Source organism: Neorhizobium vignae, assembly GCF_000732195.1.
In the GTDB taxonomy this organism is placed as follows: domain Bacteria; phylum Pseudomonadota; class Alphaproteobacteria; order Rhizobiales; family Rhizobiaceae; genus Neorhizobium; species Neorhizobium vignae.
Genome location: NZ_JNNU01000002.1, coordinates 51,373 through 63,241 on the forward strand (window position 1 = coordinate 51,373; position 11,869 = coordinate 63,241).

11 protein-coding genes are annotated in these 11,869 nt (G+C 61.6%); 5 read left to right on the forward strand and 6 right to left on the reverse strand.

Annotated features, from left to right (window positions below; all coding sequences use genetic code 11):
* Positions 1-155: 155 nt before the first annotated feature.
* From GQ59_RS00375 to GQ59_RS00385, 3 genes are all read left to right on the forward strand, one after another.
* Positions 156-641: a TetR/AcrR family transcriptional regulator gene (locus GQ59_RS00375; RefSeq protein ID WP_244447881.1), complete on the forward strand. Its 486-nt coding sequence runs from the start codon at positions 156-158 to the stop codon at positions 639-641.
* 5 nt (positions 642-646) lie between these two features.
* Complete coding sequence (locus GQ59_RS00380; RefSeq protein ID WP_037076193.1) at positions 647-991, forward strand: DMT family transporter; 345 nt, start codon at positions 647-649, stop codon at positions 989-991.
* 205 nt (positions 992-1,196) lie between these two features.
* Positions 1,197-1,436 (forward strand): DUF2798 domain-containing protein, encoded by a 240-nt coding sequence (locus GQ59_RS00385; RefSeq protein ID WP_037076196.1) that lies wholly within the window; start codon positions 1,197-1,199, stop codon positions 1,434-1,436.
* A 68-nt stretch (positions 1,437-1,504) separates the two neighbouring features.
* On the opposite strand, the gene rpoD is transcribed toward GQ59_RS00385, so the two are convergent.
* The 4 genes from rpoD to GQ59_RS00405 form a co-directional block, all read right to left on the reverse strand.
* Positions 1,505-3,568 carry an RNA polymerase sigma factor RpoD gene (gene rpoD, locus GQ59_RS00390; protein WP_037076197.1) on the reverse strand — a complete coding sequence of 688 codons (2,064 nt, stop codon included), beginning with the start codon at positions 3,566-3,568 and terminating at the stop codon, positions 1,505-1,507.
* A 415-nt stretch (positions 3,569-3,983) separates the two neighbouring features.
* Entirely contained in the window at positions 3,984-4,331 is a 348-nt protein-coding gene (locus tag GQ59_RS00395) for a GFA family protein (RefSeq protein ID WP_037076199.1), read from the reverse strand.
* A gap of 86 nt (positions 4,332-4,417) precedes the next feature.
* Positions 4,418-6,421: a DNA primase gene (gene dnaG / locus GQ59_RS00400; RefSeq protein ID WP_037076201.1), complete on the reverse strand. Its 2,004-nt coding sequence runs from the start codon at positions 6,419-6,421 to the stop codon at positions 4,418-4,420.
* A gap of 185 nt (positions 6,422-6,606) precedes the next feature.
* Positions 6,607-7,059 carry a GatB/YqeY domain-containing protein gene (locus GQ59_RS00405; RefSeq protein ID WP_037076203.1) on the reverse strand — a complete coding sequence of 151 codons (453 nt, stop codon included), beginning with the start codon at positions 7,057-7,059 and terminating at the stop codon, positions 6,607-6,609.
* Between the two features lie 326 nt (positions 7,060-7,385).
* Between GQ59_RS00405 and carA the strand changes: the two genes are divergently transcribed.
* Together carA and GQ59_RS00415 are read left to right on the forward strand one after the other, a co-directional pair.
* Positions 7,386-8,591, forward strand: coding sequence for a glutamine-hydrolyzing carbamoyl-phosphate synthase small subunit (gene carA, locus GQ59_RS00410; protein WP_037077980.1), 1,206 nt, complete (start codon positions 7,386-7,388; stop codon positions 8,589-8,591).
* 98 nt (positions 8,592-8,689) lie between these two features.
* Positions 8,690-9,040, forward strand: coding sequence for a hypothetical protein (locus GQ59_RS00415; RefSeq protein WP_051903712.1), 351 nt, complete (start codon positions 8,690-8,692; stop codon positions 9,038-9,040).
* Positions 9,041-9,067: 27 nt separating this feature from the next.
* On the opposite strand, the gene GQ59_RS00420 is transcribed toward GQ59_RS00415, so the two are convergent.
* Positions 9,068-10,465, reverse strand: coding sequence for an MATE family efflux transporter (locus tag GQ59_RS00420; protein ID WP_051903714.1), 1,398 nt, complete (start codon positions 10,463-10,465; stop codon positions 9,068-9,070).
* A gap of 128 nt (positions 10,466-10,593) precedes the next feature.
* Positions 10,594-11,853 (reverse strand): TCR/Tet family MFS transporter, encoded by a 1,260-nt coding sequence (locus GQ59_RS00425; protein WP_037076204.1) that lies wholly within the window; start codon positions 11,851-11,853, stop codon positions 10,594-10,596.
* Positions 11,854-11,869: the final 16 nt, after the last annotated feature.

Consider the following 11,869-nt stretch of genomic DNA (forward strand, 5'->3'; position numbering starts at 1 on the left):
AGCGAGTTGCGCTGCCGCCCCTCTTCCAAGGGATTCTGTCCATTGCAAACAAACCGACCATACGGTATGTTTATCTGATGTCGAAAGCTCACAAGCGAGAAAAACAACCCGAACAGGTGCGGCGATCCCTTCTGGACCACGCGGCACGATGCGCCGTGGATGAAGGTCTCGGCAGCCTGACCCTGCAGGCGGTCGCCGACGCGGCATCGGTCACCAAGGGCGGGTTGCTGCATCATTTCCCGAGCAAGCAGGCGCTGATCGAAGCCGTCTTCGAAGACCTGCTCGGCAAGCTCGATATGGAGATCGACCGGCTGATGAGCGAGGATGCAATCGACCGGGGCCGGTTCACGCGCGCCTATGTCGACGCCTTTTTCCAGGTGACCCGCGATGGGGCCGAAAGCCCTTGGGCGGCACTGTCGATTTCCTGCATGACCGATGCACGGCTCAGGCAGCTCTGGTCGGAATGGATGCGCGACCGGCTCGAACGCCATGCGCAGACCGACAGTCACCCGGCCTTCAAGCTCGCGCGCTACGCGGCGGATGGCATCTGGCTCGCCAATCTCATGGAAGCGGACGGTTTACCGGCAAAGGAACTCGCCGAACTCCGCGACCACCTGCAAAACCTCACGATACAAGAGTAACGAAAATGAACCCCGCCCTCCTCACCTACGGCTCGCTCGCCGGTGCAATCGTGCTCGAAGTCATCGGCACGACCTTCCTGCAGCAGAGCCAGCAGTTTACCCGGGCCCTGCCGACCATCCTGATGGGGCTTTGCTACGCGACCGCCTTCTATCTCCTGTCGATCGCCTTGCGCACCCTGCCGGTCGGCATCGCCTACGCGATCTGGAGCGGCCTCGGCATCGTGCTGATCTCGGCCGTCGGCACCATCCTGTTCCGCCAGACCCTCGATACCGCCGCCATCATCGGCCTCGGCCTGATCATCTCCGGCGTCGTGGTGGTCAACGTGTTTTCGAGCTCGGTCGGGCATTGAAAAAATGAATGCCAGGTTTAGGTGAGTGTCCGATATTGCTAGGCGATCTGCTTTTCGCTATGGAAACGGTCGCTGGATCTGAACTCAGCCGTAAGCGTCTAACGTGAAGCAACGCATCCCAACCCCGGATCGTCGGTAGTGGCGATTTTGATCGGATGCATGTGCTCGATATCGATCGACGATCCTCTTCAGGAAAGTATTCTCCATGAAGCTTACGCGCCTCCCCGCACGCTATGCGGCCCTTCTCATGCCGTTCGTTCTGTCCATCCTGATGACTTTTGTCGTATCAGGTGTCGCGACACTCAAGAATCTCGGCCTTGCTCCCGAATTCCTGCCGAACTGGATGTCGGCCTGGCTGGTCTCCTGGATCATCGCATTCCCGACGCTGCTGGGAGCTCTGCCAGTGACGCGGCGGATCGTTCAGTCCATGATCCGGCCTGCCTGATCACCAAAAGCAGAAAACCCGGCCTGCTTTCGCGGGCCGGGTTTTGCATTTTCCATATCTGAAATCGCTCAGCTGTCCAGGAAGCTGCGCAGCTTGCGGCTGCGGCTCGGGTGCTTCAGCTTGCGCAGCGCCTTCGCTTCGATCTGGCGGATACGTTCGCGGGTAACCGAGAACTGCTGGCCGACTTCTTCAAGCGTGTGGTCGGTGTTCATGCCGATACCGAAGCGCATGCGCAGCACGCGTTCTTCACGCGGCGTGAGCGAGGCGAGGACGCGGGTCGTGGTCTCGCGCAGGTTCGCCTGGATGGCCGCATCGATGGGCAGAAGCGCGTTCTTGTCCTCGATGAAATCGCCGAGATGCGAATCCTCTTCGTCGCCCACCGGGGTTTCGAGCGAAATCGGCTCCTTGGCGATCTTCAGGACCTTGCGGACCTTTTCGAGCGGCATGGCAAGCTTTTCGGCCAGTTCTTCCGGGGTCGGCTCGCGGCCGATCTCGTGCAGCATCTGGCGCGATGTGCGGACGATCTTGTTGATCGTCTCGATCATGTGCACCGGAATGCGGATCGTGCGGGCCTGGTCGGCGATCGAACGGGTGATCGCCTGCCGGATCCACCATGTGGCATAGGTCGAGAACTTGTAACCGCGGCGGTATTCGAACTTGTCGACCGCCTTCATCAGGCCGATATTGCCTTCCTGAATGAGGTCGAGGAACTGCAGGCCGCGGTTCGTGTACTTCTTGGCGATCGAAATGACGAGGCGAAGGTTCGCTTCGACCATTTCCTTCTTGGCAATACGCGCTTCGCGCTCGCCCTTCTGCACCATGGACACGATCCGGCGGAATTCGGCGATCGAGATGCCGGTTTCCGTTGCGAGATTCTGGATCTCCTGGCGGATGTCGCGGATCGTGGTGTTCTCGGCGCGCGCGAACTCTTTCCAGCCGCGGGCGGCCAGGTTGGCGATCGACTTCATCCAGTTCGGATCGAGCTCGGCACCCTGGTACTGTTCGAGGAACGAGTCACGCTTGACGCCGTAGGATTCGGCGAGACGCAACAGGCGGCCTTCGTTCTGCATCAGGCGCTTGGAGATGTCGTAGAGCTGCTCGACCAGAGAATCGACACGGTTCTGGTTGAGCGACAGCGACTTCACCGCCGTGATCAGCTCGTCCTTGAGCTCCTTGTAGCGGCGCTCCTGGGCGGACGACAACGTGCCGGTTGCCGCCAGACGCTGCTCGACCTGCTGGTCCTGCAGCTTGCGCAGCTTCTTGTAGGTGTCGGCAATCGTGTCGAGCGTCTCCATGACCTGCGGACGCAGCTCGGCTTCCATCGCGGCAAGGGAAAGGCTCGACTCGTCGTCGTCCTCTTCCTCTTCCTCGAGGTTCATGCCTTCGCCGCCGACAGCGGTGATGTCGTCGTCATTGGCAGCGGAGAAGCGAGCCTTGCGGGTCTTTTCCTTCTCCTCGGCGGCCTTGCGGTCGGCCTCGATCTTTTCCGGGCTCTGGAACTGCGGCGCAGCCTTGGCTTCGGGACCGGAATAGGTCGTCTCGAGATCGATGATCTCGCGAAGCAGGGTCGTGCCTTCGTTCAGTTCGTCACGCCAGATGATCAGCGCCTGGAAGGTCAGCGGGCTCTCACAGAGCCCGGCGATCATCGTTTCGCGGCCGGCTTCGATGCGCTTGGCGATCGCAATTTCGCCTTCGCGCGACAGAAGCTCGACGGAGCCCATTTCGCGCAGATACATGCGCACCGGGTCGTCGGTACGGTCGGTCGGCTCTTTCTTCTTCGCGGTCGCGAGCGCAGTGCTGGAGGTGGTGGCGATTTCGCCGCCTTCGCTCTCATTGTCGTCGCTGTCGCCGTCAGCGTCATCGTCGCTGGCGGTGGTTTCTTCCGCCTCTTCGTCTTCGACGACGTTGATGCCCATGTCCGACAGCATCGCCATCGTATCTTCGATCTGCTCGGAGGTGACTTCCTCCGACGGCAGGACCGAATTCAACTCGTCCATGGTCACATAGCCGCGCTTCTTGGCGGCTTTGATCATCTTCTTGACGGCGTCGTCAGAAAGGTCGAGAAGCGGACCGTCGTGCGAGCCTTCGCGTTCGTTCTCTGCTTCTTCGTTTTCTTTGACTTTTGTTGCCATGTATTTCGTCGCTTTCCCTGAACGCTACTTTCGCCGCGCTTCGTGGCCACCGGCTGAAGACGGGGTTGACCGCCTTAGTCGCGAATCACTGTCCAACACGTAACGGAATGACCTTTAATTCCCGATTACCATTCGGCGGCCGTTTTTGACTCAGGACCGTCCTACAAGAGGATCACCGGTCATGTTCGGTGCTATTGACCCACTCCGCCTATTTTGCCTTGAAATGGTGATTCCCACAAATTAACGCCCCGTCAAGCATTTCCATAGGTCATACCCAGGAAAAGTCGAAAATATGCCCTTTGAGGGGCTCCAATAGGGGTACGCTCACCAGATTTAACCGATATGTAGGCGGTAGGCCCTGAAAGACAAGGTTTGCGTAGACATAAAGGCTTATGCTTTTCGTCCGGCATATTCCCTAGCGGGAAGCACCGTCATACTGGGTTACCGTCAGCGTGGCAATGTCGATTTCCGGCACGCATCTCAGATTGATCGCGGCCATCTCCGCGCCGTTCGGCATCGTCGCCTCGCTGAACGGTGCGACACCGCAACTCGCGCAGAAGTAGTGCGTAATCACATACTTGTTGAACTGGTAGGAGGAAAGGTTCTCCCGCGGAGTCGCGAGCTGGAACTGGCCGCGCGGGACGAAAGCCAGCAGCACGCCCTTCCGCCGGCAGAAGGAACAGTTGCATTCTATCGCGGTGCCAAACTCGCCCTCCGCCTCGAAGGCTATGTTGCCGCAATGACAACTTCCCGAAATCTGCATCAAGCTCCCCACTCAGCCGACTCAACGCCGATACAATAGGGCCGCGCCATCATTCGGCAAGGGCGGGTTTCCAAGCCGGCTGTCCCTCAGCCGTGGCTGACGGCGGCCCCCTTCACCCGACCGGAAAGTACCCCGAACCCGTCGATAATGGCTTCCTGGTTTTCCATCCGGAGGATTTCGAGCTGAACTTCGGAAAGCGCGCGCAGCAGCGGCTCGATCTCACCCGCATCGCCCGCTTCGGTCGTTTCGGCGATTTCCCGCTCCAGTTCGATCTTCTGGAGCCTGAGCGCCTTGGTGCGCTTGTGCAGCGACAGCGCCTGCCGATAGCCTTCGCGCGCATCTTCCAGCGCGGCGATCTCGGTCGCAGTCCAGAGCCGCGCGTTGCGCACCTGCTGGTCCAGGGACTTCAGCATCACGTCGAAACCTTCGCCCGCAAGCCGTTGCATCAGGTATTCGCGCGAAAGATTGGCGCCTGACGTCGCGGCCGCCGGCAGCATGGCCGACCAGAAACGCTGCAGGTCGCGATTCTCGAAATCGATCGCGGCGATCTCGTCATATTCCTCCAGCAGAAGCTGGGGGTGGTTGACGATGGTGAGCGCCAGCACGCTTTCCCGAAGCGCCGGCAGGTCGCGGTAACCACGCACGAGGCCAGACCGCGCGAGCCGGTCCGAAACCCCGGCAGCCCGTCCTGCGGCACGCGGTCCCTGCGGCGGACCGCCCTGGCCTGGCCTGCCCCCGCCTGAACCGCGCTGAAAATTCTGGCGCCGGTCGCCTCCGCCGCGCGGGGCCGGCGCGAAGAAGCTGTTCAGCCGGTCTCGGATATCCTGCTGGTAGTGGCGGCGCACATTTTCGTCGGCGATAACGGAAACGATCTGCTTCAGCCGCGCTTCCAGTTCGGCGCGTTTTTCCGGCGTATCGAAACTTGCCGACGACGCCTCGCGCTGCCAGATCATCTCCACCAGCGGCTTTGCATCGTTGAGCACCTTGTCGAACGGCGCGCGACCCTCATGACGGACGAGATCGTCCGGATCCTTGCCATCGGGAAGCAGGGCGAACCGCACCGACCTTCCGGGCTTCAGGAACGGCAGCGCGAGATCTGCCGCACGGCTTGCGGCCCTGAGGCCCGCGCCGTCGCCGTCAAAGCAGAGCACCGGCTGCGGCGTCATCCGCCAGAGCAGCTCGAGCTGGTTTTCGGTAAGCGCGGTCCCAAGCGGTGCAACGGCATTCTCGACACCCGCCTGATGCAGCGCAATGACGTCCATGTAACCTTCGACCGCAATGATCGTACCCTCGCCCTGCCCCGGCTTTCCGACACCTTGGGCCCGCCTGGCACGCGAAAAATTGTAGAGCACCTGCCCTTTGTGGAAGAGCTCGGTCTCGTTGGAGTTGAGATATTTGGCCGGCGCGTCCGGCGCCATGGCGCGGCCGCCAAACGCGATCACCTTTTCCCGCGACGACAGGATTGGAAACATGATGCGATCGCGAAAACGGTCGTAGGAGACCGCGATCCCCTCCCCGTGCACGACGAGGCCGCAGGCCTCGATCTGGTCCTTGGGCACGCCTTTGCCGGCGAGATGTTCCTTCAGCGCATTGCGGCTTTCCGGCGCGTAACCGAGACGGAAGGTCTCGATCGTGCGGCCGGTCAGCCCGCGGTCGCGCAGGTAAGCGCGCGCCTTGGCACCCACGGCGCTCTGGAGCTGGTCCTGGAAGAACTGCGTCGCCAGTTCCATGACGTCGAGCAGCGTCGTGCGTTCCTTCTCGCGCTTCTCGGCCTGCGGGTCCGGCTGCGGCATGGCGATGCCGGCCATGTCTGCGACCGTCTGCACCGCTTCGGGAAAACTCTGCCCTTCGAGATCGGTCAGGAACCGGAAATGGTCGCCCGAAACACCGCAGCCGAAGCAGTGGTAGCGGCCCTTGCGGTCCTCGCAATGGAAGCTCGGGCTCTTCTCGCCATGGAAGGGGCAGCAGGCCCAGTAGTCGCCACGCGACACGTTGGTCTTCTTGCGATCCCACGTCACTCGACGGCCGACGACGGCCGATATCGGCACGCGGTCGCGGATCTCGTCGAGAAAACTGTTGGAAAAGCGCATTTCTACCTCTTGGGGCCAGCTTCCATATAAGCGCAGACCTTCAGGAACGCCACCGCCAAGGGAAATGCTTCCCGCTATTCACAGGCCTGACTAATTTCGGCCCGCGATATCAGAAGAGCAAAAAGGCGGGAATCCGATCATCGGGTTCCCGCCTTTCGCTTATGCGCCGCCTCACAAAAGGCAGCTTATTTCAAAAGCTCTTTCACCACGCCGGAAGCCTTGGCGAAATCCATCTGGCCCGGATGCTTTTCCTTTAGCACCGCCATGACCTTGCCCATGTCGCGCAGGCCCTGCGCGCCGGACTCGGCGATCGCCGCCTTGATCAGGTCCTGCACCTTCTCATCCGAGAGCTGCTCGGGCATGAACCCCTTGATGACGTCTATTTCCTCGCGCTCCTGCTTCGCAAGTTCGGTGCGCCCGGCATCCTGGTAGATCTTCGCCGATTCCTCGCGCTGCTTCACCATCTTCTGCAGGATCTGCAGGATGTCGTCATCGCTGACCGGGTCCTTGCCGAGACCGCGATTGGCAATATCTCGATCCTTGATCGCAGTCTGGATCAGCCGGACGGTCGAAAGCCGGCGGGCGTCCTTGGCCTTCATGGATTCCTTCAGCGCATCGGAAAGCTTGTCGCGCAACATCGTTTTTTCTCCTTGGGAAAAGCTCTGGCGCAGGCAGGGTGAATTGTGGCTTTTCCTTGGCATTCACACCGTTGTCATAGACGACGGTTCGGGGTCGATCAAATCAAATCACCCAAACCGTTGAATTCCAAGGTCTATAATCTCCATGGAATTCTTGGGCTGCGAGATTGACCACCTCGCCCGCTTTGTCTATTTTCCGGCACCTGCACGAGATTTAGAGGTTTGGGCTTGCGCCGGGATTTCCGCGCGCCCGTCTCTCACGACCATAAATGGCCCCCACAGCCTGTCTCTTCAAGGGACGGGACCGGTGAGGCAGAAGGATGGATATGACCGCGACCGCTCCCTGGACCACCAAGAAACCCACCGCATTGCTCGTTCTGGCCGACGGCACCGTGATCGAAGGAACCGGGATCGGCGCCACCGGCAAGGTGCCGGCCGAAGTGGTGTTCAACACCGCGCTGACCGGCTACCAGGAAATCCTGACCGACCCCTCCTATCTCGGCCAGATCGTCACCTTCACTTTCCCGCATATCGGCAATATCGGCACCAACGAGGAAGACGTCGAGGACCTGACGCCGGCAGCCCGCCGCGGCGCGGTCGGCACGATCTTCAAGGCCGACATCACCGAACCCTCCAACTACCGCGCCGCCAAGGATCTCGACGGCTGGCTGAAGGCCCGCGGCATCATCGGCCTCTCCGGCATCGACACGCGCGCGCTGACCGCCTGGATCCGCCAGAACGGCGCCCCGAACGCCGTCATCGCCCATGACCCGAACGGCGTCTTCGACATCGAGGCGCTGAAGGCCGAAGCCCGCGCCTGGAGCGGCCTCGAAGGCCTCGACCTCGCAAAGGAGGCAACCTCCGGCCAGTCCTCGCAATGGGACCAGAAGCCCTGGGTCTGGAACGAGGGCTACGGCGAACTGAAGCCCGAGGATGCGAAATATCACATCGTCTGCATCGACTACGGCGTCAAGCGCAACATCCTGCGCCTCTTTGCCGGCCTCGACTGCAAGGTGACCGTCGTGCCCGCCCAGACCTCGGCCGAAGACATCCTGGCGCTGAAGCCGGACGGTATCTTCCTGTCGAACGGCCCGGGCGACCCGGCCGCCACCGGCGAATATGCCGTGCCGGTCATCAGGAACGTCATCAAGACCGACATCCCGACCTTCGGCATCTGCCTCGGCCACCAGATGCTCGGTCTCGCTCTCGGCGCAAAAACCGAGAAGATGCACCAGGGCCATCACGGCGCCAACCATCCGGTCAAGGACCACACCACCGGCAAGGTGGAGATCGTCTCGATGAACCACGGCTTCGCGGTCGATTCGAAGTCTCTGCCGCAAGGGGTTGAGGAGACTCACATTTCGCTCTTCGACGGCAGCAATTGCGGCCTGCGCGTCACCGGCAAGCAGGTCTTCTCCGTCCAGCATCACCCGGAAGCCTCGCCAGGCCCGCAGGACAGCCACTATCTCTTCCGCCGTTTCATCAACATGGTGCGAGAGAAGAAGGGCGAGCCTGCCCTTGCGGAACGCTAATTTCCGGCGCTCTAAAAAATCCGCAGACGCCTATTGACCTCAACATTGGTTGAGGTCCCATAAACGCCCCTGTTCAGAAACGAACAGGGGTTTTTCATATGAGCGAAATACGCAACGGACGCGTGGTCCGCGTCAACAGGTTCTCGGTGCCGGAAGAGGCACGCCCGCAATTCATGGCGCTTCTCGAGCGCACCCACCGGGTGATGCGCGAGCAGCCGGGCTTTGTCGACGACATGATATTGGAACAGCAGGCGGCCGCCGGCCTTCTCAGCCTGATCACCATCATCCAGTTCGAGGGCGAACACGTTCTCCAGCCGATCATCGCCGCCGTCGCAAGGTCGGACAGGGAAGCGGGCATCGACCGTCAGGCCCTCAGCCGCGAACTCGGCGTCGAGGCGAATGTCGGCTTCTATGCGCCGGTCACGTTCCGCGAACTTCTGCCCGCCTGAGCGTCGCCACGCCGGACGAGCAGGCCCTCAGCGGGCCGCCATCGTCCGGCGGTTCACCAGCAGCCAGAACCGGCCGCAAAGCAGAGCGGCCGCCGCCGCAAGCCCCGTCACGAAGCCGAACCAGACCCCCTCGCCGCGAAAACCGAGCGGGAAGGCGAACACCCAGGCGCAGGAAAAGCCGATCGGCCAATAGGCGATCAGTGCCAGCACCATCGGCACCCTGGTGTCTTTCAGGCCACGCAACAGGCTGGCACCGACCACCTGCAACCCGTCGACCAGCTGGAAAGCCCCGGCGATCACGATCAGCGGCACCGCCAATTCCAGCACGGTCGCGGCATCCTCCTTGCGTATATCCAGGAAGAGATTGCCGAAGAAGCGCGGGATCGTCGCATAGAGCACGCTGCCGATCGTCGTGAAGAGCACGCTGACCACCAGCACAGCGATGGCGGCACGCTTGACGCCGAGCAAATCGCCGCGGCCGTTGGCGAGCCCGACGCGCACCGTCGCCACCTGCGACAGGCCGAGCGGGATCATGAAGGCGATCGCCGCGAGCTGCAGCGCGATGCCGTGGGCAGCGAGTTCCAACTTGCCTATGACGCCCATCAGCAGGGAAGCGGCCGAAAACAGGCTGGTCTCCGCCAGAATGGTGAAGCTGATCGGCAGGCCGAGGACGACGATCTCGCGCACCATGCTCCAGTCCGGCCGCCAGAAACGCACGAAGATCTCGTAGGCACGCATCTTCGGCTGGCTTTCCACATAAAGGAGGGCGGCCACGAAACCGAACAGGTTGGCAGCGACGGAAGCGATCGCAGCCCCGTGCAGCCCCATGTTCGGCGCGCCGAAATGGCCGAAGATCAGCAGATAGGCGAGACCGGCATTGATGAAGAACATCGCGATCGTGACGTAGAGCACGATGCCGCCTTTCTCGAGCCCGGTGACGAAGCTTCGAAGCGCCATCAGGCCGAGTGCCGGGAAAATGCCCCATTGGGCGATGCGCAGGTAGCTCTGCGCGTTCGCCGCGACATCCGGCTGCTGCCCGAGCGCCAGAAGGATGGGTTCGGAAAACCAGAGCAGCGGCGCCGTCAGCACCCCGAAGGCAAGCGCGATCCACAAGCCCATGCGCACCGAACGGCGCACCGAGCGGGTATCGCCATGCCCGAGCGCCTGTGCCACCATCGGCACCACGGCGCTGGTAAAGCCGGTACCGAAGATGAAGACCAGGAAAAACATCTGGGTGGCGAGCACCACGGAGGCGAGCTCGGTCGTCCCGAGCCAGCCGACCAGGATGACGTCGGTCGTATTGATCGCCATCTGCGCAAGCTGGGCGCCGACCAGCGGCACACCGAGCGCAAAGGTCGCGCGCATATGCGCGGACCAGGAATTGTCCGTCACCGCCACGGCCATGGTGGGGGAAAGGCTCGACATGACACTCCTCCGCAGACGAAAAAAGCCGCTTCCAGAAACTGGCGAGCGGCGGATGATGCAGCCTATAGAGGAGCATCATCCGTGCGGCAACACTTACAGGTGATTCAGCAGAATTTTTGGACGTCGGTTCAAGAAATCTGATGAGTGAATTCGTTCTCGGCCGGAACGACGGGCGTTTTTCGTGAAATCCGGCTCAAAAACACCACAGTCGCACCAGCCAGAAAGATCGCCGCCATCATGTAGGGCGCACCCGCAAACTCCACTTTCGCATGCCCGCCCGTAAACGCGCTGAACAGCTGCGTGAAGATCAACGGACCGATGATCGTCGTCAGGCTCGTGAGGCTCGTCATCGCGCCCTGCAGCTCGCCTTGAGCGGATGGCGGTACCTTGGCCGAAGCGATGCTTCGGAGCGCCGGATCGGCGACGTTCTCGATCGTGGTCACAAGGATGATGGCATAGACCATCCACCCCTCCCAGGCGAAGGCATAGCCGGTGAGGCCAAGGCAGGAGAAGCAAAGCCCGAGCACCGCCGTCCTCCATTCGCCGAGCACCGGCACCAGTTTCGGCAGGATGAAACCCATGACGACAGCCGCGCAGATGCCGAAGAGGCCCAGCGACAGGCCGATCTGCCCCTCGCTCCAGCCGTAGCGATAGGCCGACACGAAGGACCAGACCGACGGATAGACCGCATGCGCCAACCAGTAGAGGAACATCACCAGCATGACCCAGCCGATCCCCGGATAGTGGCGCATCTGACGCAGCGCGCCGAACGGACTGGCGCGTTTCAGCTCGAACTTGCGGCGGTTCGCCCTGTCGAGCGTTTCCGGCAGCAGAAACCAGGACGCGACGAAATTGGCGAGCGACAGAAGCCCGGCTCCGAGGAAAGGCACGCGCGGACCGAGTTCACCGAGCAGGCCGCCGATCACCGGCCCGACCGTGAAACCGACGCCGAAGGCGATCCCGATAAGCCCGAAATTCTTGGCGCGGTTTTCGTCACTACTGATGTCGGCGATATAGGCGGAGCAAGTGGCGAAACTGCCGCCGGAAATACCGGCAAGCACACGGCCGACGAACAGCATCCAGAAACTGGTGGCAGCCGCGCAGATCAGGTTGTCGAGCGCGAAAGTCAGCACCGAGGCGAGCAGGATCGGCCGGCGGCCGTAACGGTCCGAGAGGTTGCCGAGCAGCGGTGCGAACAGAAACTGCATGCCGGAATAGATCAGCAGCAGCCAGCCGCCATCGACAGCCGCCGCACTCATGTCGTCGCCGGTCAGTTCGCGCAGGAAGGTCGGCAGCACCGGCATGATGATCGCGATCCCGATGATGTCGAGGAACAGGATCATGAAGACGAGGAAAAGGCCGCGGCGAACGAATTTCGGGTCGAGCATTAAAAATGTCTCTCTA